Here is a 23,111-nt window from a genome sequence, read left to right as displayed (position 1 = left end):
ATAGGTGATTTTGTCTTCGCCTGTTTCTCAACTTGTATAGAGGAGATTTTAAAGGAAAGTCGAATACTATATTCAATGGATGTCAGTGCCGCCAAGCCTCGGAAAAAAACAGTCGAAGGAGTGGATAAAATGTTTCGTTCGATTTTATTAGCCGTAGACGGTTCGGAGAATTCCATACGGGCTGGCAAACAGGCTGCAAAACTCGCAGCCTTGATAAAAGAGGCGGAAGTGACCATGCTTTACGTTTCCGATTTCAATGAGGATAGCAACGAAGAAGTCCACGATGGGGGTTCCATGGAATTCGAATTGGCGCGAAAGAAAAAAATCCAACCTGTCAGAGAAACCTTGGAACGTGAGAATGTCTACTACAAGACTGAGGTTATGCATGGCCGTCCAGCACCGGTCATCATTGAAATGGCCAATGATGGAGATTTCGATCTGGTGGTGATCGGCAGCAGAGGATTAAACCCAATATCTGAGATGGTATTGGGCAGTGTCAGCCATAAAGTGGTCAATCAGGTGCGCTGTCCCGTTCTGGTCGTAAAATAAAAAAGACAGGTCATCAAGCGATTCTGATTGTGGATAAATAAAATACTCTATATAATAATCGGATTTCCAAAATAGTGGCTGGAGGAAATAGTGAATGGAAAAATGGCCGAATTGCCCTGAGTGCAGTTCAGAATATACCTATGAAGACGGCAACTTGCTAGTATGTCCAGAATGTGCGCATGAATGGAACCCGCTTGCCGAAACTGCGAATGCTGAGACTGAAATATTCATCAAAGATGCAAACGGTACAACGCTAAAAGATGGAGATGCAGTGACAATTATCAAGGACTTGAAAGTGAAAGGCAGTTCATCAATATTAAAGATTGGGACGAAAGTGAAAAGCATTCGATTAGTGGAAGGCGACCATGACATTGATTGTAAAATCGACGGATTTGGTCCAATGAAACTGAAATCTCAATTCGTTAAAAAAGCTTAACCAGAAAAGACCCCCTCCAAACTGATAAAAAAGTTTGGAGGGGGTTTGAATTTTTTAGGAACGGGTTGATAGATCAAACGCCGCGTTTATTGCCCCATACCAAAGTATGCAATTGCGGCAATACCTTGGCATCGTTCATGATTGGAGATTGCACATGATAATCGATTAATTGCTCGTACCTTTGCAGTAAATCGGCAACCAGCTGTGAGTCATCTGTTGTGGCCGTGTCTTCATTGCCGGTCTGCAAAAAAAACGGAACATTTGGGTAGCGCTGATGAAGCATTTCGGCGTAGGCAAAATCATTCCGGTCAAAAACAACGACTTTGAGGCTGACATTGGCATTTTTCAGATTCTCAATATACAAATCGAGCTTGGCAAAATCCGTCTTCATGCCAGAGCTTGGCGGTTTTGGCGATAAGGTGATGTCATCAATTTCCACAAGCCAGTCTTGCCAAATGGAAGCCTGCGTTTCAACAGCGACTTTCCAGCCTTGTTGATGACACAAATCAACCAGTTCGCCGATGCCTTTATGGAGGGCAGGGTTGCCGCCTGAGATAGTGACATGTGAGAAAGCCTTGCCGCCGATTTGAAGCAATTCCTCAACTATGTCTGCTGGCTGCTTGGAGATGCTCTTGCCAGTGCCGTCCCAAGTGAATTTGGAATCGCACCATGAACAGGAATAATCGCATCCAGCGGTGCGGACGAACATGGTTTTTTGGCCCATAACCATGCCTTCGCCTTGAATGGTCGGACCGAAGATTTCCATTACAGGAATTCTCATAACACGTCCTCCTTGCGCGGGCGGTATACAACATAGCTCGTCGGTGTTTCGCGGACAATGACCTGCAGGCAGTGGGGCCGGTTGCTTCTTGTGCTCAAGACGTTCTGAATCGATAGCCAAACCTGCTGAGCCAAAAGCTCAGTAGTTGGGAATTTATCAGCGAATTCAGGATGATCGTTCAAGACGCTATGGTCATATTTTTTATGAATTAGATCTTTTAACAATTTAAAGTCAATTAGGAAACCCGTCGCATCGAGTTCATTGCCGCCGATGGTGATATTGAGATGGTACGTATGGCCGTGCATCACCTGGCATTTGCCTGCATCTTCGCTTGGAATAAAATGCGCGGCGGAGAAATGCAGATCCTTATTTAGTTCAAATTGGAAGTCATGAGCGACCGTTGGATAAAATTGCTGCATCATTCTACAGCACCCGCCAGTTTTTTCGCCTTATAGCGTGCGAGACCTTCATTGCGTAAGAGGCAGGCGGGGCATTCGCCGCAACCAGTGCTTGGTATTCCGTTATAGCAAGTCAAGGTTTTTTCCTGTACGAAATCCAAGGCGCCCAATGTATCAGAAAGTTCCCAGACATCGGCTTTATCCAGCCACATTAAAGGGGTATGGATAATAAACTGCTTGTCCATCGCCAAGTTTAATGTAACGTTCAGTGAGCGGATAAAAGTATCGCGGCAATCAGGGTATCCGCTGAAATCAGTTTGGCTAACGCCGGTAATCAAATGGCGTGACCCGATGGCATCAGCATAGACTGCTGCAAAGGATAGAAACAGATGGTTTCTGCCTGGCACAAAAGTGGAAGGCAGAGCACCTTCTTCTGCCGTCACTTCAATATCATCCCGTGTTAACGCATTTGCGGATAATTGGTTGATGAGCGTCATATCCAGTACTTTAAAAGAAACGCCAAGTTCATCCGCGATTTTTCGGGCGCATTCGATTTCAGCCGAATGGCGCTGCCCGTAATCAAAAGTCACTGTTGCAACTTCCTTAAAGTTCTTGATTGCCCAAAAAAGGCAAGTGGTGCTGTCCTGGCCGCCGCTGAATACGACGACCGCTTTTTCGTTTTTCATCTGTAACACTCCTTAGTTTTTTAGAGAGGGAGTTTGCGAACCTCTTTTAACGAACAGGATTAATAATAACACATTGTGTGAAAACAGCAGTACTTGATCACATTCATTATAAATTTGAGCAACATAGAAACAGACAAGGTTTTTAAATCAAAAGAGAGCTTGTAACAGGCAATAGAATTACTGAAAGGTCTTGTAATTATCCAAAGCGGTGTACGTCTAATAAGCAATGGAGGTATGGAGATGAAAAAAATTGGCTTATTAATGCTGTTGTTGGCAGCAGCGTCCGCGTGCAACTCAGGAGGAACTTCCTTTAAGGCAAGCGATATTATTGAAAACAGACATGGCGAAGTTTCGAATGAAGAACGCTTATACCAGTTTTATGAAAATACCGTAAGCGGAGAAGCAGACGCGGTAAGAGTGACCACCTTCACGACAGAAGGAGACCCTACCTACCAGGACCTGTACTTTGACGGCAACAAGATTAAATCAGTGGAGGATTCTTCTGAAGATAAATATGGTTCCGGTGAAGTTGTGGAAAGGGAATGCAGTTCTATTTTGGTTTTGACATCCGAAAAGGAAATGGTCTATGTATTAGAAAGCTGTGACCCTGAATCTGAAGACCCTACCATTTTACACCTGCAAGAATAGAACAGAATGCGGCACTCACATTCCAGGTTCTCTTATGAATAATATTTCTGCAAAAGGGTATATTTGATAATAACGGAAACGGAAGGGGAGATATGGGATGAAAGCGATAGTCATTGACAACTATGGAGGAAAAGAGCAATTGAAGGAACGGGAAATGGAAAAACCGGCTATAAATGAGAACCAGGTGCTGGTAGAAATCCATGCCACTTCCATCAACCCGATAGACTGGAAACTTCGTGAAGGCTATTTAAAAGAAATGCTGCCATGGGAGTTTCCAATTATTTTAGGCTGGGATGCAGCAGGTGTAATTGCCGAAGTCGGCGCGAATGTAAAGCATTTCAGCGTAGGCGACCGGGTTTTTACAAGACCCGCTACAACGAGACAAGGAACATATGCAGAATTTGTTCCTGTGGAAGAGGAACTGCTTGCCCATATGCCAGAGGCCATGTCCTTTGAAGAAGGTGCGGCAATTCCGCTGACTGGATTAACTGCTTACCAATGTCTTGTCGACTTTGCAGAATTGAAAAAGGGAGACAAGGTGCTGATCCATGCTGGAGCCGGCGGAGTCGGCAGCATGGCTATTCAAATTGCCAACAGTATAGGTGCATATGTAGCAACAACGGCAAGTGACAAAAATGATGAACTGGTCAAGTCTTTGGGCGCCAACCGAGTCATTAATTACAGAGAAGAAGATTTCAGCGAACTGCTGGAAGATTTTGACGCGGTATTGGATACGATGGGTGGAGAAATTTTGGACAAAAGTTTCAAAGTCCTGAAAAAAGGCGGAAAACTGATTTCGATTGCCGGCCAGCCTTCTTCTGAGAAAGCCGAGCAGCATGAAGTGAAGGCGAGTGACTATTGGTTGGAGCCAAGCGGCGAACAACTACAGAAACTGGCTAACCTGTATGTTTCGGGGGAATTGAAACCTGAGATTGGCCACATATTCGAATTTACTGAGCAAGGATTAAAGGACGCTCATGAATTGAGTGAATCTCATCACGCCCGTGGGAAAATTGTCATTAAAGTAAAATCTTCTTAACATAGTAAAAAGCCTTTCACAGTTGGTGAAAGGCTTTTTTTATTTGATTTAAAAGTTTTCAGGTTTCCCTGATTTATCTTCTGAATAGTATTCTGTTGGCGCATCGTCCTGTGCTTCTTCTGTGCGCACGACTAATACGTCGCATTTTGCAGAACGGACAATATGTTCAGAAACACTGCCGATTAAGAAACGTTCAACAGCATTCAATCCGGTAGCTCCACAGATGATAAGATCCGCTTCCACTTTTTGTGCCAAATCTCTAGAAATCATCGTTTTTGGCGAACCATAGTCAACGACAATATTCACTTTTTCAACACCAGCTGCCAATGCTTCTTTTCTGTAGTCGTCCAATAAATCTTCAGCAAATTTCTGAGCGCGATCAGCGATAGAACGATCATAAGCTTCGATTGCAGCAAACGAACGGGTATCGATCACATTCACCAAATTTAAAGTGGCGTTGTTCCGTTTGGCGATGCCTACTGATTTTTTAAATGCCCATTCCGCTTCTTTGGAACCGTCTACTGCAACCAAAATCTGACTGTACTTTAATGTCATCCTACATTCCTCCTTTTGTCTCTAAATGTAACCATTCGCTATAAGTATAGGAGTTCCTGCTGAATTAAAGTGAATTTAAAGAATTTTTTGTCTAATTAATGACGACTATTTTCCTGCAAGTCTAAGTTGTTGCTAAGGAAGAAAGTACACAACAAAAGCAGAAACAATTGATTTCTGTTAAAATAGATAGTAATTTCAGATAATTCGTTTTACTAGTTATAGGATTACCCAATATGAAAATGGAGGGTTTTAAAATGCGGATTGGCGTGCCGACAGAAGTGAAAAACAACGAAAATCGGGTAGCGATGACTCCAGCGGGTGTGGTCAACTTAACACTTTATGGTCATGAAGTGTTTGTTCAAGAGGGTGCTGGACTGGGTTCCGGATTTGCAGATGAAGAATACAGTGCTGCTGGAGCCGAAATCGTAGCAACTGCAAAAGAAGCTTGGGCACAGGAAATGGTCTTGAAGGTCAAAGAACCTGAACCGCAAGAGTATGGTTATTTCCGAGAAGGTTTAATTCTTTTCACCTATCTGCACCTCGCTCCTGAAAAGGAGCTGACCCAGGCACTGCTGGATGCAAAAGTGACAGGCATCGCATACGAAACCGTACAATTGCCAAATAATTCGCTGCCTTTGCTGACTCCGATGAGCGAAGTGGCAGGAAGAATGTCTACGCAAATCGGCGCTCAGTTTCTGGAAAAGATACATGGAGGTGCTGGTGTGCTGCTTGGCGGGATTCCGGGAGTGGGACGCGGCAATGTAACCATCATCGGTGCTGGAGTGGCCGGGACCAATGCTGCTAAAGTCGCCATTGGAATGGGAGCCAATGTCACGATCCTCGATTTAAATCCGGATCGGCTGCGTCAATTGGATGATCTGTTCGGACAGGATGTACAGACCTTGATGTCCAATCCCTTAAATATTTCGGAGTCTGTGAAAAAAGCGGATCTGGTAATCGGAGCAGTGCTAATTCCTGGAGCGAAGGCACCTAAACTTGTGAAAGAAGAGATGATCAAGTCGATGAATCCGGGTTCGGTCGTAGTTGATATTGCTATTGATCAAGGCGGAATATTTGAAACCAGTGACCGTATTACGACACATGATGAGCCGACTTATGTGAAGCATGGAGTGGTTCATTATGCTGTAGCGAATATGCCAGGAGCTGTTCCAAGAACTTCGACCATCGGTTTGACAAACGTTACGGTGCCCTACGCAGTACAAATTGCCAACAAAGGCTTTGCACAAGCAGTTCTTGAAAATGAAGCCTTGAAAAAAGGAGTCAATACGTTAAATGGCCATGTCACCTATCAAGCGGTAGCTGCTGATCAAGGACTGGAATACAAATCAGTCGATGACATCTTGGGTTGATCAATAAAAAGCGGCATTGGAAAAAATCCGATGCCGCTTTTGCTATTAATTATGAACAATTTGGAGTTCTTTCGGGTATTTCGTCAATACCTCGTATCCGTTTTCTGTTACCGCCACATCGTCCTCAATCCGAACGCCCACTTTGCCGGGAACATAAATACCGGGTTCCAATGTAAAGACCATTCCTTTTTCCATCTTCATCGAATTGGCTCCGTGAATTGAAGGGAATTCATGAACGGAGATGCCAAGGCCATGGCCAAGACGGTGCGTGAAGTATTCGCCGTATCCTGCATCTGCAATCACTTTGCGTGAAATCTGATCCAGTTCAGCAGCTGTGACGCCGGGTTTAACTGCTTCAAGAGCAGCTGTTTCAGCCTGCAGAACGATATTGTATACTTTCTTCTGCTCTTCGCCAGGTTCGCCGAGCGCCAACGTACGGGTGATGTCCGAGCAATAGCCTTTATGGACCACACCAAGGTCGAACAAAACCAAATCGCCATTCTGCAATTTCCGGTCTCCGGTCTTGCCATGCGGCGAGGCCGCTTTGTCGCCTGTCAACACAGTCGTATCGAATGACATATGCGTAACGCCGCGTTTTTTCAAGGCGAGTTCAATTTCAGTCATCACTTCAATTTCAGTGATGCCTTCTTTAATGGTTTTGGCCGCAACTTCAATGGCGTAATCAGCCAATGCCGCAGCTTCACGCAAAATCTGCAGTTCCGCATCATCTTTTATAACACGCATCGAGTTCAGTTGATCATCCAATTGCACAATGTTCAAAGAGCCAAATAACGAAAGAATGGCGTCATAACGATCTACTGTCATATGGGCTTTTTCAATTGCCATGGTTTTTAATTCGATTCCGCGCGATTGAGCGGTATCGAATAAGATCTCCATGGAGTTTTGTGTATCTTCATGGCCGACGATTTCCCCGGACCATCCGGCATTTTTAGCATCCGGCATTTCCATTTTCGGACAGATCAGAAACGGCTCAGCTTCAGCGAATACCATTACACCCAATAGGCGCTCATGCGGATTGCTTTGGAAACCGCTGACATAAAAGATGTTAAAGGGATCTGTAATAAACGCCGCGTCGATCGATTGCTCCTTCAAATAATTCTGTAATTGCTTAATTTTAGTCATATGTATTCCTCCTCTACATGTGTAGCATATCAAAAATCAGGGTATAAAACAGCTATGCGAGTTGAACAACAGTAGTTAACTTTTAAAAATCATTGGAGGGGTTTTATGCACATCTCATATCATGGCCATTCAATCGTGAAAATCAAAACAGGTGAGCACACGATATTGATCGATCCATTCATTAATGGCAATGAAATGACGGATTTAAATGTTGCCGATGAAAAGCCAGATGTCATTCTTTTGACGCATGCCCATAATGATCATGTGGGAGATACGATTGAACTGGCGAAAAGAAACAATTGCCAGGTAATAGCTGTATTCGAATTGGCTAACTATTTGGAAAGTGTAGGAGTCAATGCTGTCGGTATGGGTTTGGGTGGCGCGAATGAATTTGACTTTGGTGTAGTGAAGTTCACTAAAGCTTTCCACAGTTCTTCTTTTACAACAGAAGAAGGCGAAGTGATTTATGGTGGAATGCCAGCTGGAATTCTTTTTAAAGCGGAAGGCAAAACGATTTATCATGCAGGTGATACCGAAGTGTTTGGAGATATGGAAATTTTAGGTGACCGCCATGATATCGATGTGGCGTTTGTGCCTATCGGTGATTTTTTCACAATGGGACCGGAAGACGCGGCGTATGCAGTCGAATTGCTGAAACCAAAAGTCGTCGTGCCGATCCATTACAATACCTTCCCACCGATCAAGCAGGATCCGGAACATTTCAAGTCGTTGGTTAAAGATACCGAGGTAAATATCCTTGAACCGGGTGGCAGCATCGAATTATAATAAGACCGACCCCCAAACAGTTTGAGCTGTTTGGGGGTTTTTGCTTGGAGGCTGACGTGCTGCGTGGCAATGAGCATCACTCAGCTGATTCGCCTGAAACCTCCTGCTCCTGCAGCACTGCTTGCCTGTCGGAACTGAACGGCCACCTCCACATTTCTAGTTGTCCAGTTGCGACGGGCTGCTCCTCGGGACGTAAGGCGCTCTGGCTATGCGGCTGAAGAAACACCGCTCAGCCAGAGCGTCTTACGCCTGTCGAAGCAGAACACCCGTCTCCACTTTTCTAACAATTATGCTACACTAGAAGATACAGGAAAGTAGAAAGAATGGGTGAAATCATGGTGACTAAACATGAACAGATATTGGATTATATTGAGACTTTATCCGTGGGTGAGAAAATTTCGGTAAGGCGTATTGCAAAAGACCTTCAGGTGAGTGAAGGCACCGCTTACCGGGCTATTAAAGAAGCGGAGACCAAACGGTTGGTGTCAACGATTGAACGTGTTGGAACCATCCGTATTGAGCGCAAGAAAAAAGAAAATATCGAACGTCTGACATATGCGGAAATTGTTAATATTGTTGATGGTCAAGTTCTCGGGGGCAGAGCTGGATTGCATAAATCCCTTAACAAATTTGTTATCGGGGCGATGCAATTGGAAGACATGATGCGTTATACGGAAGCGGGAAATTTATTGATTGTGGGCAACCGCTATAAAGCACATGAATATGCACTTCGTGCAGGGGCTGCTGTGCTGGTGACGGGTGGTTTTGAAGCGTCTGATCAAGTGAAGAAACTGGCTGATGAATTCGAACTTCCAGTCATTTCAACCAGTTACGATACTTTTACAGTCGCAACAATGATTAATCGGGCAATATACGATCAGCTGATCAAAAAAGAGATTCTGCTGATCGAAGATATTTTAATTCCGTTGGAGGTAACGGCGCATTTGAATCTAAAAGAACCGCTCAGCCGATATCATGAACTGAATGAAGAAACGACGCATGGTGGATTTCCGGTAGTTGATCATTCCAATAGACTGGTGGGCATTATCACATCTCGGGATGTCATCGGCCATCCATCTACGGAATTAGTGGAAAAAGTGATGACTAAAGATCCGATTACGGTTTCGATGCAAACGAGTGTAGCGGCTGCGGGTCATCGAATGATCTGGGAAGGCATCGATTTGCTGCCAGTCGCAGACGATCATGGTAAATTGAAGGGTGTCATCAGCAGGCAGGATGTACTAAAAGCAATACAAACTGCCCAAAGACAGCCGCAGCAGGGCGAAACAATCGATGATATCATCAAGAGCCAGCTCCATCAGCAAACAAGCGACAAATTAATCCTGGAGTTCCGTGTCACTCCTCAAATGACCAATGCGTATGGATCAATTTCCCATGGGGCATATACAATGATTTTGACTGAAGCAGCTGGAGCAGCGTTGAAGACGAAGAATCGGAAAGACAGTGTACTGGAAAATCTAACAATCTATTTTCTAAAACCGGTTCAGTTGGACGCCCTTGTATTCGTCAGACCAACCATTTTGGATATCAGCCGAAAATCAGCCAAAGTTGAAGTTGAAGTTGCTCTCGAAAACGAAATTGTCGGCAAGGCAATGCTGACTTTCCAACTATTGGACCGTTAAAGCAAAAATGATATTCGGCATAAAAAGGCAGCAGGTACTCTTAGTAAACAAGAGTACCTGCTGCCTGTACATTGCATTATCTTTTAAGGATTCAAATCTGCTTCTTCCTCAAGGAATGAGTGGTAATACCGCGAAGCTTTGTAATTGTAATAAATAAGCGCTACACCAAGTACAATGAAAATGGCTGAAATGATGTAGGTAACAGTAGACTGGTAAACGAACAGCTGATTAATGCCGAAAAAAGTAATAAAACTACCCAATGCTACGGATGCACGTGCAGCATACCATTTTTTTCTAATAGGCAAAACGCTGCGTGTGCGGAATTGCTTTGTTTTGTTATAAAAATAAATGACAAATGATACAATGATTAAAAATGCGAATATGAACATAGGGACCTCCTGAATTCCAAAACTCAATTTCATTGTACTGAGATTTGAGCAAAATTGCGAATGGATTTCCTTATAAATGGAGGAACTAAAAAATGAACAGTCAAATCATCGACACAATTAAGCAATACAGCACCATTATCATCCATCGTCATGTGCGGCCGGATCCAGATGCCTATGGTTCTCAGCTCGGTTTGAAATATCTTTTGGAGCAGAATTATCCTAAAAAGCGTATTTTAGCCGCCGGTACACATGATTACACGATGGACTTTCTGGATTTTCCGGACGCAGTGGAAGATGGGGATTTTGAGGGAGCCTTGGTCATTGTAACTGATACAGCCAACACTGAACGTGTTGACGATCAACGCTATAAAACAGGAGCAAAGCTTATCAAAATTGATCACCATCCCAACGATGATGCTTATGGTGATATTGTATCCGTCGATACAACTGCAAGTTCAGCTTCAGAGCTGGTTTACGAGCTTTATACATATGGACGTGAACACGAAAATTGGACCTTATCAGCAAAAGCGGCCCGTCTGCTATATGCTGGAATTATCGGAGATACTGGACGCTTTTTGTTCCCGAGTACGACTCAAAAGACGTTTGCGATTGCAGGCGAGCTAATCAAATACGATTTTGACCGCAATGCCTTGCATAATGGCATGTACGAAATGGATCGTAAGCTGTTGCACCTGCAAGGCTATATGTATCAGAATTTCAAAATGGATGAAAATGGTGCAGCTCATGTGAAGATCACAAAGGATATTTTGAAGGAATTTGATGTTACTGCAACCGACACTTCTTTGCTGGTCGGTTCACTTGGCAATGTCAAAGGCATGAAAGCCTGGGTCATCCTGATTGAAGAAGATGCCGAAATCCGGGTGCGTTTGCGTTCGAAAGGACCGATCATCAATACATTAGCAAAAGAATTCGGCGGCGGCGGACATCCGCTGGCATCTGGCGCAACGGCTTATTCGTGGCAGGAAGCTGATCAGGTAATCGCACGTCTCGCAGAAATTTGTTCAGCTGCAAACTAAGAAGGGAGTGGGTTGTCAATGGTTTATCCGCACATAAGCACATCGGCTGATTTGCTGAAAAGCACGGTGCGCCTTGACCAACTTTTCCCGTATTTAAAGGAACAGGGAGCCGTTTCAGCCGCAATCGTCAATACAAAATTATACGGCACCCTTCCGTTTTGGGAAGCGTGCCGCCGTGCCGGCATCCATGGGGTGGTCGGCCTTTCGGCTTTTATCGAATATGAAGAACAGCATTACCCGGTTGTGTTGTACGCCCAAACCAATAAAGGCTACGGCAATCTGCTGAAAATCTCCAGCGCGTTGTCCACACGGGACAAAGAGGCTATACCAGAACAATGGTTGAAGGCATATCAAGAAGGCCTCGTATGTGTCGTTCCAAACAAGGCCGAATGGCTGCTGACAGACCGCAGTCAAGTGGTGCAGTATGTAAAAGAGTTATTTGGTTCGGCTGTATACGGCAGCTTGGAACGTCCCGGTGGAATAAAATCCGAGCATGAATCAACATTTATGGATATTTGCGAAAGGATGAGGCTGCCTATTATCGCTTCTCAAGAATGCCGCTATCTCTTCCAGCAGGATGCTTTTGCTTATGAAGTCGCATCCGCCATCGGCCAGGGATTGAAGATGAATGATCCGGAAAGGCCGAAGCCTGAGCATACAAATGCTTATGTTCCCAGCAAACAGGAATTCGAGTCTTGGTTTGCAGATCATCCTGAATGGCTTCAGAGAACAGCTGAGATGCTCGAAAGCTGTCAGGTGACAATTCCGATGAACCGTCAGCTGCTTCCAATATTCCCATTGGATGAAAAGATCGATAAAGCGGATTTTATCGCGAAATTGTGTGAAACAGGACTGACGGAGCGGGTTCCGGGTTTTACTCAAATCTACCAGGAACGGCTGGATTATGAACTTTCAGTTATCGGAACGATGGGCTTTATCGATTACTTTCTGATAGTTGCGGATTTTATGAAATACGCCAGGGATCAAGATATTCTGACGGGTCCTGGACGCGGCTCATCGGCCAGCTCGCTGGTTGCCTATTCACTGAAGATCACCGATGTCGATCCTATTAAACACGGGCTGTTGTTTGAGCGTTTCTTGAATCCGGAGCGTGTAACACTGCCTGATATCGATATTGATTTTGCTGATCACAGACGCCATGAAGTGGTGGACTATGTGGCGAAAAAATACGGTGCTGTCCGGACGGCTCAAATCATTACATTCGGCACTTTATCCGCTAAAGCCGTTGCCCGGGATACTGCACGTGTTTTCGGTTTTGAAGCTGAAGAGCTTGAAGCGATTTCAAAGATGATTCCGAATCGAATAGGTACAACATTGCGGTCTGCTTTAAAAGAGTCTCCAGCATTAAATGATTGGATTGTAGAGCGTGAAGAACGCAAATCCTGGTTTAAGACAGCTATGAAACTTGAAGGTTTGCCAAGACATGCCTCGACGCATGCGGCAGGGGTGATTTTAAGTCCGTCGCCTTTGGTGGATCATGTACCGATTGAAAAAGGCAGTGAAGGCATTTATTTGACGCAATGGCCCATGCAGGAGTTGGAAGCAATCGGCTTATTGAAGATGGATTTTCTGGGCTTGCGGAATTTAACCATTCTCGAACAGATTCGCAATCTCATTTACTGGGATACCAAAAAGCGGATCGATTACCGCAGTATTTCACTTGACGATGCAGAAACCTATAAATTGTTGGCTTCGGGGGATACGACCGGCGTCTTCCAATTGGAATCCGACGGCATGCGCCGGGCGCTCCAGCAGATCAAACCGACGGCTTTTGGTGACATTGTTGCGGTCAATGCCTTGTTCCGGCCGGGTCCGATGGAATTCATCCCTTTATATGCGAGACGGAAACATAAGCAAGAGGCTGTAAAATATGTCCATCCAATTCTGGAACCGATATTAAGTGAAACATACGGCGTCATCGTCTACCAAGAACAGATTATGCACATTGCATCGGCAATGGCTGGATTTTCACTTGGCGAAGCAGATTTATTGCGGCGTGCAGTCAGCAAGAAGAAACGTGAAATTTTAGATGAAGAACGCGAGCATTTTTCCAGAGGCGCGAAAGCTAAAGGCTTCACTGAAGCAGAAGCGGCGGAAGTTTATGATTTAATTGTACGTTTTGCAGATTACGGTTTTCCAAAAAGCCATGCCTCCGCTTACAGCATCATCTCTTATCAATTGAGCTATATGAAAACTCATTATCCGGTCTATTTCTATACCGGTTTATTGACCAACAGCGCTGGAAACGCCGAAAAGACCAAACAGCTGCTGCAAGAAATCAAGGATAAGAAGATTCCGCTGCTGCCTCCTTCTATCCAAAAAAGCCGTCATACGTTTTCTGTAGAAGGTGGACAGATTCGAATTGGCCTGAATGCAGTAAAAGGGGTCCCAGGGTCGACGATCAAAGCATTGCTTGCTGCGCGAGAAGAAGGGCCATTCAGCAGCCTGTTCAATATTGCCGAAAGGATTTCAGCTTTGCATTTTAACCGGAAATCGTTTGAGCCGCTGATTAAAGCAGGGGCCCTTGATGATTTTGGTTATAACCGGGGAATTATACTAGCGTCACTTGATAGTGCAATTAAACACGCTGAACTGGTTAAGCCGAATGAAGATCCCGGCCTGTTTGATGATATGGGGTCAAGTTTCATGAAGCCAAAATACACCAAAGCTTCAGAGCTGCCTGAAAATCTTAAGCTCGACTACGAAAAAGAGGTGCTTGGTTTTTACTTATCGAAACACCCGGTTGAACGAGCTAAAGAAAATCGCCAGAAATCTTATGATGAGCTGAAAATGCTGAAAACCAAACGTGACCGCGAATCGGTAAAAGTTTTGGGCATGGTAGAGGACATCAAACGGATCCGCACAAAAAAAGGTGACGCGATGGCATTTCTTACTTTAATGGATGAAACGGGACCGGCTTCTGTAACTTTGTTCCCTGTGGAATATGCTAAATACAACTTGCTGTTGGAACCTCATGCAATCCTGGAAATTCAGGGCGTAGTTGAAAATCGCAACCAAAAAACAGCCATTATTTGCAAGAGTATAGAAACTTGACTGCTTTTCTAAAAGAAAAGCAGTTTTTTCTTTACGTAGCACTGTTTTTTTTGTAAGGTATAGGATATGAGTGGCCAGACCACTTTCAAAAAAATGGGAACTGAGGAACCGTCATGAATCAATCGAAACGATATTTAGATATAGTACGGGACATTCGAGACATGATTCGGCATGAAAATATCAAGCCGGGCGACCGCATACCATCTGAAAGGGAATTGGCTGAAACGATGCAGGTTGGCCGTTCAACGTTACGGGAAGCTCTTCGCAGCCTGGAATTGTTGGGGCTGATCGAAACGCGCAGAGGAGAAGGCACTTTTTTGTCTGACCACAGAAATCATAAATTGGTTGAAGTGTTGTCTACTTTTGTTTTACAGGACAACCAATCACATGAGGATGTCTGGGAGACGCGTTTGCTTCATGAAGTGGCTGCGATACAAGCAATTTGCCAGAATGAAGCAGCCAGCCAAATGCGGGTGTGGGAAAGTTTACGGCTGCGTCTTAAAGATGAAAGCTTTATGCGTGAGGATTTTGTTCGTGAATTGATGGTGTTATCCGGCAACCGGTTGTCATTGAAAATCTGGTTTTTATTGAAGCAATACAGCGGAGATCCATACAGTGGAACTGTTTCTTTTGATGAAATTGACCGTATGAACAATATATTGACAGCAATCGAGCAACAAGATTCAGAGACAGCCGTTCGCGAGTTTAAGGCGTGGAGTGAATGGCTACAAAAGGAGAGAATACGCAATGGCAATGATTCGTGATATTTTTAAACGCAATAAAGACAGCAAAGAAACAACGATGCCTTCGAAATCCGCAAAAGATGTTCCTGAGGGATTGATGACCAAATGTCCTTCCTGCAAAGAAATCACCCTAACCAAGGATTTGAATAAAAATGATAAAGTTTGTCCGAAATGCGATCATCATTTTAAAATGACCGCTTACGAGCGTATAGATAGCCTATTAGATCCGGGAAGCTTTGAATCAATGGATGACCATTTGAAATCGGAAAATCCACTCGGTTTCCCAGGCTATACGGAAAAAGTACAAGCAGATAGTGAAAAAACCGGCTTGAATGAAGCAGTTTTGACAGGGGCAGGTAAATTACAGGGGCAAGATATCGTTTTGGCAGTGATGGACTCCCACTTCCGGATGGGTTCAATGGGGTCAGTTGTAGGCGAGAAAATTACCCGTGCCATTGAAGTGGCTACAGATCGCAAATTGCCATTTATCATTTTTACAGCCAGTGGCGGGGCACGTATGCAAGAAGGCGTATTGTCTCTCATGCAGATGGCTAAAACCAGTGTAGCGTTAAAGCGCCATAGCAATGAAGGGTTGCTTTTCGTATCGGTATTAACGCATCCGACGACAGGCGGTGTATCGGCGAGTTTCGCATCGGTGGGCGACATCAATATCGCCGAACCGAAAGCCTTGATCGGTTTCGCTGGACGCCGTGTTATCGAACAGACAGTCCGTGAGAAGTTGCCGGAAGATTTCCAGACGGCGGAATTTTTATTAGATCATGGACAATTGGATGCGGTCGTGCACCGTACATCCATGCAAAAAACATTGGCGACTATCGTGCGTCTTCATACGAAAGGAGCTGTGGCAAATGGCTAAGAAAAATGGAAAAAAATCAATGCCTTTTGAAGAACCGCTCATCCAGCTCCGAGCGAAAATCTCAGAGCTGAAGGAATATACGACAAATGCCGAAGTAGACTTAAGTTCAGAAATCAAGTCTCTGGAAGACCGCTTTTCTAAACTCGAAGAAGAAATTTATGAAAACATGAAACCATGGGATCGTGTACAAGTGGCCCGCCATCCTGAACGGCCGACCACTTTGGATTACATACCATTGATTTTCAATGATTTTATTGAATTGCATGGAGATCGCCTATACGGGGACGATGCAGCAATTGTTAGCGGAATCGGTTCTTTCCACGGGCAGCCGGTTACAATTATCGGTCACCAGCGCGGCAAGGACACAAAAGAAAATGTGCGGCGCAATTTCGGTATGCCGCATCCTGAAGGCTACCGGAAAGCATTGCGCTTGATGAAGCAGGCTGAAAAATTCAATCGTCCGATCATCTGTCTAATCGATACGAAGGGTGCTTATCCAGGAAAAGCCGCGGAAGAACGTGGACAAAGCGAAGCGATTGCGCGCAATCTTGTGGAAATGGCTGGACTTGAAGTCCCTGTCTTGTCCATTGTCATTGGAGAAGGCGGAAGCGGCGGAGCGTTGGCGCTTGGCGTCGGCAATCAGATTTTAATGCTGGAAAATTCAACGTTCTCGGTCATTTCCCCGGAAGGTGCAGCTTCTATTCTTTGGAAAGATTCAGCCCTTGCGCAAACAGCGGCCGAAGCGATGAAAATCACCGCTCCCGACCTGTTGGAAATGAAAATAATTGAACATATGATTCCCGAGGTGCGTGGCGGAGCCCATCACGATCCGCAAAAGCAGGCAGCCATCATTTCAGAAGCAATCAGACGCTCTCTGGAAGAATTGAATGGCATGTCAGGCGAAGAGTTGATCAAACAGCGCTACAACAAATTCAAATCAATCGGTGTTTTCAGCGAGTAATGGAGAACTGCCTCGGCGGTTCTTTTTGTTTCCCCTAAAATAAAGCAGCCAGGCGTGCGCAACAAAATCTTAACACGCACAATCACTATTCAGGACTGACAGTAGCGCCTTGTCGTGGTAAGGTAAACAGAGTAAATGGACTGCAGGAGGTATATTATGAAGAAAATTGGCGTATTGACAAGTGGAGGAGATTCACCAGGCATGAACGCGGCTGTACGCGCTGTTGTGCGGAAAGGAATTTTCCACGGCATTGAAGTGGCTGGCGTTTATTCCGGCTACCAAGGATTGATTGAAGGCAATATTAAAACACTCGAAGCAGGAGATGTCGGCGACATCATCCAGCGCGGAGGCACAAAGCTGTATTCAGCGCGTTGCGAAGAGTTCCGGACAAATGAAGGTCAATTAAAAGCGATAGAACAAATGAAAAAACAAGGTCTTGAAGGATTAGTGGTAATCGGCGGAGATGGTTCATACCGTGGAGCTATGGCTTTGACTGAAAAAGGGTTTCCATGTATCGGCGTTCCGGGAACCATTGATAACGATATTCCAGGAACTGATTATACAATCGGATTCGATACGGCGTTGAATACAGTAATTGAAGCGATCGACAAAATTCGCGATACAGCAACCAGTCATGAACGGACGTTCATTGTGGAAGTAATGGGGCGCGATGCTGGTGATTTGGCGTTATGGGCTGGACTAGCCGGAGGAGCAGAAACCATTCTGATTCCTGAAGAGACTTATGACATTGATGATATGGTTGTTCGTCTGCAAAAAGGGCGCGACCGCGGCAAGCGCCATAGTATTATCATCGTGGCAGAAGGGGTAATGGGCGGCAATGAGCTGGCCGAACTTATTAAAGAAAAGGCAGATATTGAAACGCGTGTTTCAGTACTGGGCCATATTCAGCGTGGAGGATCACCGACAGCGCGGGATCGCGTGTTAGGCAGCTTATTTGGCGCACGAGCAGTAGAGGTTTTACTTGAAGGTGTCGGAGGCCGAGCTATTGGCATGAAGAATCATCAGGTGGTAGACTATGATATGACAGAGGCATTCACTGCAGAGCATAATGCTGATATGAGTTTGTATACTTTATCTAAAGAATTAGCAATTTAATAAAGTAAATGGAGTGAGTTTATTGAGAAAAACGAAAATTGTTTGTACAATCGGACCTGCAAGTGAATCGCCAGAATTATTGGAAAGCCTAATTGAAGCAGGAATGAATGTAGCCCGCTTAAACTTTTCGCATGGTGATCACGAAGAACATGCTTTACGCATTAAACGAATACGTGAAGCGGCTGAAAAAGCCGGTAAAATTGTCGGCATCCTGCTGGATACAAAAGGTCCGGAAATCCGCACCCATCGAATGGAAAATGATTCGATTGAATTGGTGACAGGCCAAAAAATTGAGATTTCCATGTCAGAAGTGCTCGGGACTGCCGAGAGATTTTCGATTACTTATGAACAATTAATTGAAGATGTTGATACAGGATCGATCATTCTATTGGACGATGGTTTGATTGAATTACGTGTTGAGAGCTTGGACAAGGAAAATGGCCTCATTCATACGATAGTTGAGAATGCTGGTACACTTAAAACAAAAAAAGGCGTTAATGTTCCAGGAGTTTCGGTTCAATTGCCGGGAATCACTGAAAAAGATGCGCAGGACATTTTATTCGGCATCGAACAAAACGTAGATTTTGTAGCGGCTTCATTTGTCAGAAGAAGTTCTGATGTGATGGAAATCCGTGGCTTGCTTGAAAAGAACGGTGGCTCGCATATTCAAATCATCCCGAAAATCGAAAACCAAGAAGGCGTGGACAATATTGATGAAATCATCCTGGTTTCTGATGGCCTAATGGTCGCGCGTGGAGATTTAGGGGTAGAAATTCCGGCCGAAGAAGTGCCATTGGTTCAGAAATCATTAATTGAAAAATGCAACAGTGCTGGCAAACCGGTCATTACGGCTACACAGATGCTGGATTCCATGCAGCGCAACCCACGTCCGACACGTGCAGAAGCAAGTGATGTCGCCAATGCCATCTTTGATGGCACAGATGCCATTATGCTATCGGGTGAAACGGCTGCCGGGCTTTATCCAATCGAATCCGTTGAAACGATGCACCGCATTGCGGAAAAAACAGAATCTGCACTGAACTATAAGCAGATCGTTTCAACCAGAAGAAAAGAAAAAGAATCGAATATGACAGAAGCAATTGGCCAGGCAGTTGCCTATACGGCTTTGAATTTGAAAGTTCAGGCGATCATTGCACCAACTGAAAGTGGCACAACTGCTAAAATGATTTCCAAGTACCGTCCGGGAGCACCGATTATTGCCGTGACTTCTTCAGACAGACCAGCACGTAAGCTGTCATTAGTTTGGGGCGTTCAGCCAATCGTTGGGACCTCCGTGGAATCGACGGATGAATTGCTGGAAAAAGCAGTGGATGAAAGCTTGAAGCACGGCTATGTCAAACACGGCGACCTCGTTGTCATTACTGCAGGCGTTCCAGTGGGACAAGCCGGTTCGACAAATCTGATGAAAGTGCATGTCATTGGCGATATTCTGGCAAAAGGCCAAGGAATTGGCAAAACAGTCGCTTTCGGTGAAACAGTCGTTGTCAGAAATGCAGAAGAAGCGATGGCAGTCGATGTAGAAGGCAAAATCATTGTAACCATCGGAACAGATCGGGATATGATGCCAGCCATCAATAAATGTGCAGGAATCATTACGGAAGAAGGCGGTTTGACAAGCCATGCGGCAGTAGTCGGTTTGAGTCTTGGAATTCCAGTCATCGTTGGTGTCCAAGAAGCAACTTCACTTATTAAGAATAGCTACGACATTACAATGGATGCAGAATCAGGCATTGTTTATCATGGCCACGCCAGTGTCCTGTAAAAAACAATACGGAGGTCGGTCAAAATGATGAAGTGGATTTTCCTGGCATTAATTATTGTACCGTCTCTTGAATTGGCTTTGCTGATTTGGGCAGGGGGCAAGCTTGGGTTCTTTGTCACAATGGCAATCATTGTGACAACGGGCTTGCTCGGAGCTTTTCTCGCTAAGAAACAAGGCGTAAAAGCGTTAAAAGATATTCAAGCGGGGATGAACAGTTTTCAAGCTCCAGGAGATCAATTGCTGAATGCGGCATTCATATTAGTCGGTGGTGTTTTGCTGCTGACGCCGGGCTTTATCTCTGATGCAGTAGGGTTTACGATGCTTTTTAGCCCGACTCAGAAGATGTATAAGCCATTCATTTACCGATTGATCCATAAAAAGATGAAAAATACCCGGGTTATCGTTGGATAATGCCGGGTATTTCCCTCGTTTTTTTAAGGAATTTCAATTTCTATAAGCGTTTCCATTCACAAATTCTACAAAGTTGATTATAATAGCTAAGTAAGGAAATTATATCCGAAGTTCATAAACGCAGATGAGACATCATTCTGCATTTTTTTTTGGAATGATGAAATAGACTGAAGAAGGAGCGATTTAAATGACATCGTCAAAAGGTTTAGAAGGGGTAGTAGCAACCCAATCCGCCATCAGCTCGATCATTGATGACACACTTACATACGTTGGCTATGATATTGATGACTTGGCCGTAAACGCAAGCTTCGAAGAAGTGATTTACCTGCTATGGCACCAGCGCTTGCCGAAAGCGGACGAGCTGGCAGAACTGAAGCAGCAGCTGGCTGACAACATGGCTGTTCCACAGGCCGTATTGGATCATTTCAAAACATACGACATCAAGAATGTCCACCCGATGGCGGCACTCCGCACAGCGGTTTCCATGCTCGGCTTGTTCGATGAAGAAGCAGAAGTGATGAACCCGGAAGCGAATTACAACAAAGCCATCAAAATCCAAGCGAAGATTTCGACGCTGGTGACGGCCTTCGGCCGCATCCGCAACGGCCAGGAGCCGGTTGCCCCGAAAACCGACTTGAGCTTCGCGGCCAACTTCCTGTACATGCTGTCTGGCGAACTGCCGGAAGCGATCGAAGAGGAAGCGTTCAACAAAGCATTGGTGCTTCACGCCGACCACGAATTGAACGCTTCGACGTTCACGGCTCGTGTGGCAGTGGCAACTTTGTCTGACGTCTATTCCGGTGTTACGGCAGCCATCGGCGCTTTGAAAGGCCCGCTTCACGGCGGCGCCAACGAACAAGTGATGAAGATGCTAACGGAAATCGGCTCAGTCGACAACGTGGAAAAAGTCATCACAGAAAAATTGGCGAACAAAGAAAAAATCATGGGCTTCGGCCACCGTGTCTACCGCAAGGGCGACCCGCGTGCGAAGCATTTGCGCGACATGTCCCAGAAATTGACGAAGATCCGCGGTGAAGAAAAATGGTACGAGATGTCGGTGAAGATCGACGAAATCGTCACAGGCCAGAAAAACCTGCCGCCGAACGTGGATTTCTATTCCGCATCTGTATACCACAGCCTGAACATCGAGCATGACTTGTTCACGCCGATTTTCGCGGTATCCCGTACATCGGGCTGGCTGGCGCATATCCTCGAGCAGTACGCAGACAACCGCTTGATCCGTCCGCGTGCGGATTATATCGGACCGGGCATGCAGACTTACGTGCCGGTTGAAGAAAGATAAACATCTTTAACAATTATTACGATAAAAAAATCTAACTTATAGGGCTAGCACACTGTGCAGCCCTATGACTTTGACCATAGGAGGAAATTAGACATGACTAACGGCGAAAAAATTTCAGTAGAAAACGGTGTCTTGAACGTTCCAAACAATGCAGTAATTCCTTACATTATCGGTGACGGTACAGGACCAGATATCTGGAATGCAGCTTCACGCGTTTTAGAAGAAGCAGTTACTAAAGCTTATAACGGTGAAAAATCAATCGTCTGGAAAGAAGTTCTTGCAGGACAAAAAGCATTTGACGAAACTGGAGAATGGCTTCCTGAAGAAACTCTTGAAGTAATCCGTGAATACTTGATTGCAATCAAAGGCCCTTTAACAACTCCAATCGGCGGCGGTATCCGTTCATTGAACGTAGCACTTCGCCAGGAACTTGATTTGTACACATGCTTGCGTCCAGTTCGTTACTTCGATGGCGTACCTTCACCGGTAAAACGTCCTGAAGATACGGATATGGTCATCTTCCGTGAAAACACAGAGGATATCTATGCTGGTATCGAATACGCTAATGGTTCTGATGAAGTGAAGAAATTAATCTCATTCCTACAAGATGAAATGGCTGTTAAAAACATCCGCTTCCCTGAATCTTCAGGTATCGGCATCAAACCGATTTCAGAAGAAGGAACAAAACGTTTAGTTCGTGCTGCAATCAACTATGCAATTACTGAAGGCCGCGAATCATTAACGCTTGTTCATAAAGGGAACATCATGAAGTTCACTGAAGGAGCTTTCAAAAACTGGGGCTATGAAGTGGCTGAGCAAGAGTTCGGCGATAAAGTATTCACATGGAACGAATACGACGCTATCAAAGATGAAAAAGGTACTGACGCTGCGAACAAAGCACAAGAAGATGCGCTTGCTTCAGGCAAAATCCTTGTGAAAGATTCAATCGCTGATATCTTCCTTCAGCAAATCCTTACACGTCCAAGCGAGTTCGATGTTGTAGCAACAATGAACTTGAACGGAGACTACATCTCTGACGCTTTGGCTGCTCAAGTAGGCGGAATTGGTATCGCTCCTGGAGCGAACATCAACTACGATACTGGACATGCGATTTTCGAAGCAACTCACGGTACAGCACCTAAATATGCTGGCCTTGATAAAGTGAATCCTTCTTCTGTCATCCTTTCAGGCGTATTGATGCTTGAACACCTTGGATGGGGAGAAGCTGCTAAATTGATCACAAACTCTATGGAGAAAACAATCGCTTCTAAAGTTGTAACTTATGACTTTGCACGTCTAATGGATGGCGCTACAGAAGTGAAATGCTCTGAGTTTGCTGATGAATTGATCAAAAACCTATAAAAGTAAAAGAGAGGGAGGGG

23 protein-coding genes and 1 riboswitch are annotated in these 23,111 nt (G+C 44.9%); of the genes, 17 read left to right on the top strand and 6 right to left on the bottom strand.

What is annotated here, in order from left to right; genetic code table 11:
• Positions 1–129 precede the first annotated feature (129 nt).
• Both FQV26_RS11685 and FQV26_RS11680 read left to right on the top strand, forming a co-directional pair.
• Entirely contained in the window at positions 130–549 is a 420-nt protein-coding gene (locus FQV26_RS11685; protein ID WP_146557642.1) for a universal stress protein, read from the top strand.
• 94 nt (positions 550–643) lie between these two features.
• Positions 644–985, top strand: a complete 342-nt coding sequence (locus FQV26_RS11680) for a zinc ribbon domain-containing protein YjdM (RefSeq protein WP_146557641.1) — start codon at positions 644–646, stop codon at positions 983–985.
• Between the two features lie 73 nt (positions 986–1,058).
• Here FQV26_RS11680 and queE read toward each other — a convergent pair whose 3' ends face one another.
• From queE to queC, 3 genes are read right to left on the bottom strand one after another with little or no spacing between them, the layout of a single operon-like run.
• Entirely contained in the window at positions 1,059–1,766 is a 708-nt protein-coding gene (gene queE, locus FQV26_RS11675) for a 7-carboxy-7-deazaguanine synthase QueE (protein ID WP_146557640.1), read from the bottom strand.
• Positions 1,763–2,188 carry a 6-carboxytetrahydropterin synthase QueD gene (gene queD / locus FQV26_RS11670; RefSeq protein WP_146557639.1) on the bottom strand — a complete coding sequence of 142 codons (426 nt, stop codon included), beginning with the start codon at positions 2,186–2,188 and terminating at the stop codon, positions 1,763–1,765. The genes queE and queD overlap by 4 nt, the downstream gene beginning before the upstream one ends.
• Positions 2,185–2,850, bottom strand: a complete 666-nt coding sequence (gene queC, locus FQV26_RS11665) for a 7-cyano-7-deazaguanine synthase QueC (RefSeq protein WP_146557638.1) — start codon at positions 2,848–2,850, stop codon at positions 2,185–2,187. The genes queD and queC overlap by 4 nt, the downstream gene beginning before the upstream one ends.
• A 6-nt stretch (positions 2,851–2,856) precedes the next feature.
• A riboswitch (PreQ1 riboswitch) is annotated at positions 2,857–2,900 on the bottom strand.
• Positions 2,901–3,090: 190 nt separating this feature from the next.
• On the opposite strand from queC, the gene FQV26_RS11660 reads away from it, so the two are divergent.
• Positions 3,091–3,498, top strand: a complete 408-nt coding sequence (locus FQV26_RS11660) for a DUF4362 domain-containing protein (RefSeq protein WP_186759776.1) — start codon at positions 3,091–3,093, stop codon at positions 3,496–3,498.
• 97 nt (positions 3,499–3,595) lie between these two features.
• On the top strand, positions 3,596–4,537 hold the full coding sequence (locus FQV26_RS11655) for an NADP-dependent oxidoreductase (RefSeq protein ID WP_146557636.1): 942 nt from the start codon (positions 3,596–3,598) through the stop codon (positions 4,535–4,537).
• Positions 4,538–4,585: 48 nt separating this feature from the next.
• On the opposite strand, the gene FQV26_RS11650 is transcribed toward FQV26_RS11655, so the two are convergent.
• Positions 4,586–5,092 carry a universal stress protein gene (locus FQV26_RS11650; RefSeq protein ID WP_146557635.1) on the bottom strand — a complete coding sequence of 169 codons (507 nt, stop codon included), beginning with the start codon at positions 5,090–5,092 and terminating at the stop codon, positions 4,586–4,588.
• Between the two features lie 254 nt (positions 5,093–5,346).
• On the opposite strand from FQV26_RS11650, the gene ald reads away from it, so the two are divergent.
• Positions 5,347–6,462, top strand: coding sequence for an alanine dehydrogenase (gene ald / locus FQV26_RS11645; protein WP_146557634.1), 1,116 nt, complete (start codon positions 5,347–5,349; stop codon positions 6,460–6,462).
• 45 nt (positions 6,463–6,507) lie between these two features.
• Here ald and FQV26_RS11640 read toward each other — a convergent pair whose 3' ends face one another.
• Positions 6,508–7,605 (bottom strand): M24 family metallopeptidase, encoded by a 1,098-nt coding sequence (locus FQV26_RS11640; protein WP_146557633.1) that lies wholly within the window; start codon positions 7,603–7,605, stop codon positions 6,508–6,510.
• Between the two features lie 105 nt (positions 7,606–7,710).
• Between FQV26_RS11640 and FQV26_RS11635 the strand changes: the two genes are divergently transcribed.
• Positions 7,711–8,391, top strand: coding sequence for a metal-dependent hydrolase (locus FQV26_RS11635; protein ID WP_146557632.1), 681 nt, complete (start codon positions 7,711–7,713; stop codon positions 8,389–8,391).
• Between the two features lie 335 nt (positions 8,392–8,726).
• Positions 8,727–10,034: a DRTGG domain-containing protein gene (locus FQV26_RS11630; protein ID WP_146557812.1), complete on the top strand. Its 1,308-nt coding sequence runs from the start codon at positions 8,727–8,729 to the stop codon at positions 10,032–10,034.
• Positions 10,035–10,117: 83 nt separating this feature from the next.
• On the opposite strand, the gene FQV26_RS11625 is transcribed toward FQV26_RS11630, so the two are convergent.
• Positions 10,118–10,423, bottom strand: a complete 306-nt coding sequence (locus FQV26_RS11625; protein WP_146557631.1) for a YtpI family protein — start codon at positions 10,421–10,423, stop codon at positions 10,118–10,120.
• Positions 10,424–10,515: 92 nt separating this feature from the next.
• On the opposite strand from FQV26_RS11625, the gene FQV26_RS11620 reads away from it, so the two are divergent.
• The 10 genes from FQV26_RS11620 to icd all read left to right on the top strand — a co-directional run bounded on the left by FQV26_RS11620 (position 10,516) and on the right by icd (position 23,091).
• A complete protein-coding gene (locus tag FQV26_RS11620) occupies positions 10,516–11,460 on the top strand; it encodes a DHH family phosphoesterase (RefSeq protein ID WP_146557630.1) in 945 nt (314 codons plus the stop codon).
• Positions 11,461–11,478: 18 nt separating this feature from the next.
• Complete coding sequence (gene dnaE / locus FQV26_RS11615; RefSeq protein ID WP_261384306.1) at positions 11,479–14,535, top strand: DNA polymerase III subunit alpha; 3,057 nt, start codon at positions 11,479–11,481, stop codon at positions 14,533–14,535.
• A gap of 113 nt (positions 14,536–14,648) precedes the next feature.
• Positions 14,649–15,299, top strand: coding sequence for a FadR/GntR family transcriptional regulator (locus FQV26_RS11610; protein WP_146557628.1), 651 nt, complete (start codon positions 14,649–14,651; stop codon positions 15,297–15,299).
• The gene (accD, locus tag FQV26_RS11605) at positions 15,283–16,155 is read left to right on the top strand and encodes an acetyl-CoA carboxylase, carboxyltransferase subunit beta (RefSeq protein WP_146557627.1); all 873 of its coding nucleotides are present in this window, start codon (positions 15,283–15,285) and stop codon (positions 16,153–16,155) included. Before FQV26_RS11610 ends, accD begins: the two co-directional genes overlap by 17 nt.
• Complete coding sequence (gene accA / locus FQV26_RS11600; protein WP_146557626.1) at positions 16,148–17,116, top strand: acetyl-CoA carboxylase carboxyl transferase subunit alpha; 969 nt, start codon at positions 16,148–16,150, stop codon at positions 17,114–17,116. Before accD ends, accA begins: the two co-directional genes overlap by 8 nt.
• A gap of 156 nt (positions 17,117–17,272) precedes the next feature.
• Complete coding sequence (gene pfkA, locus FQV26_RS11595) at positions 17,273–18,232, top strand: 6-phosphofructokinase (RefSeq protein WP_146557625.1); 960 nt, start codon at positions 17,273–17,275, stop codon at positions 18,230–18,232.
• A 22-nt stretch (positions 18,233–18,254) separates the two neighbouring features.
• Positions 18,255–20,015: a pyruvate kinase gene (gene pyk, locus FQV26_RS11590; RefSeq protein ID WP_146557624.1), complete on the top strand. Its 1,761-nt coding sequence runs from the start codon at positions 18,255–18,257 to the stop codon at positions 20,013–20,015.
• 24 nt (positions 20,016–20,039) lie between these two features.
• On the top strand, positions 20,040–20,426 hold the full coding sequence (locus tag FQV26_RS11585; protein ID WP_146557623.1) for an FxsA family protein: 387 nt from the start codon (positions 20,040–20,042) through the stop codon (positions 20,424–20,426).
• 187 nt (positions 20,427–20,613) lie between these two features.
• Positions 20,614–21,729: a citrate synthase gene (gene citZ / locus FQV26_RS11580; protein WP_146557622.1), complete on the top strand. Its 1,116-nt coding sequence runs from the start codon at positions 20,614–20,616 to the stop codon at positions 21,727–21,729.
• Between the two features lie 93 nt (positions 21,730–21,822).
• Positions 21,823–23,091 (top strand): NADP-dependent isocitrate dehydrogenase, encoded by a 1,269-nt coding sequence (gene icd, locus FQV26_RS11575; RefSeq protein ID WP_146557621.1) that lies wholly within the window; start codon positions 21,823–21,825, stop codon positions 23,089–23,091.
• Positions 23,092–23,111 lie beyond the last annotated feature (20 nt).

Source organism: Planococcus sp. CPCC 101016 (assembly GCF_007859295.1).
Classification (GTDB): domain Bacteria; phylum Bacillota; class Bacilli; order Bacillales_A; family Planococcaceae; genus Planococcus.
Note: the sequence above shows the minus strand (reverse complement) of the source record. Positions and strands in the feature narration are given on the sequence as shown.

Coding starts and splice junctions, on each gene's coding strand:
- FQV26_RS11685 (WP_146557642.1), top strand. CDS start 130: ATGTTTCGTTCGATTTTATTAGCCGTAGACGGTTCGGAGAATTCCATA.
- FQV26_RS11680 (WP_146557641.1), top strand. CDS start 644: ATGGAAAAATGGCCGAATTGCCCTGAGTGCAGTTCAGAATATACCTAT.
- queE (WP_146557640.1), bottom strand. CDS start 1,766: ATGAGAATTCCTGTAATGGAAATCTTCGGTCCGACCATTCAAGGCGAA.
- queD (WP_146557639.1), bottom strand. CDS start 2,188: ATGATGCAGCAATTTTATCCAACGGTCGCTCATGACTTCCAATTTGAA.
- queC (WP_146557638.1), bottom strand. CDS start 2,850: ATGAAAAACGAAAAAGCGGTCGTCGTATTCAGCGGCGGCCAGGACAGC.
- FQV26_RS11660 (WP_186759776.1), top strand. CDS start 3,091: ATGAAAAAAATTGGCTTATTAATGCTGTTGTTGGCAGCAGCGTCCGCG.
- FQV26_RS11655 (WP_146557636.1), top strand. CDS start 3,596: ATGAAAGCGATAGTCATTGACAACTATGGAGGAAAAGAGCAATTGAAG.
- FQV26_RS11650 (WP_146557635.1), bottom strand. CDS start 5,092: ATGACATTAAAGTACAGTCAGATTTTGGTTGCAGTAGACGGTTCCAAA.
- ald (WP_146557634.1), top strand. CDS start 5,347: ATGCGGATTGGCGTGCCGACAGAAGTGAAAAACAACGAAAATCGGGTA.
- FQV26_RS11640 (WP_146557633.1), bottom strand. CDS start 7,605: ATGACTAAAATTAAGCAATTACAGAATTATTTGAAGGAGCAATCGATC.
- FQV26_RS11635 (WP_146557632.1), top strand. CDS start 7,711: ATGCACATCTCATATCATGGCCATTCAATCGTGAAAATCAAAACAGGT.
- FQV26_RS11630 (WP_146557812.1), top strand. CDS start 8,727: ATGGTGACTAAACATGAACAGATATTGGATTATATTGAGACTTTATCC.
- FQV26_RS11625 (WP_146557631.1), bottom strand. CDS start 10,423: ATGTTCATATTCGCATTTTTAATCATTGTATCATTTGTCATTTATTTT.
- FQV26_RS11620 (WP_146557630.1), top strand. CDS start 10,516: ATGAACAGTCAAATCATCGACACAATTAAGCAATACAGCACCATTATC.
- dnaE (WP_261384306.1), top strand. CDS start 11,479: ATGGTTTATCCGCACATAAGCACATCGGCTGATTTGCTGAAAAGCACG.
- FQV26_RS11610 (WP_146557628.1), top strand. CDS start 14,649: ATGAATCAATCGAAACGATATTTAGATATAGTACGGGACATTCGAGAC.
- accD (WP_146557627.1), top strand. CDS start 15,283: ATGGCAATGATTCGTGATATTTTTAAACGCAATAAAGACAGCAAAGAA.
- accA (WP_146557626.1), top strand. CDS start 16,148: ATGGCTAAGAAAAATGGAAAAAAATCAATGCCTTTTGAAGAACCGCTC.
- pfkA (WP_146557625.1), top strand. CDS start 17,273: ATGAAGAAAATTGGCGTATTGACAAGTGGAGGAGATTCACCAGGCATG.
- FQV26_RS11585 (WP_146557623.1), top strand. CDS start 20,040: ATGATGAAGTGGATTTTCCTGGCATTAATTATTGTACCGTCTCTTGAA.
- citZ (WP_146557622.1), top strand. CDS start 20,614: ATGACATCGTCAAAAGGTTTAGAAGGGGTAGTAGCAACCCAATCCGCC.
- icd (WP_146557621.1), top strand. CDS start 21,823: ATGACTAACGGCGAAAAAATTTCAGTAGAAAACGGTGTCTTGAACGTT.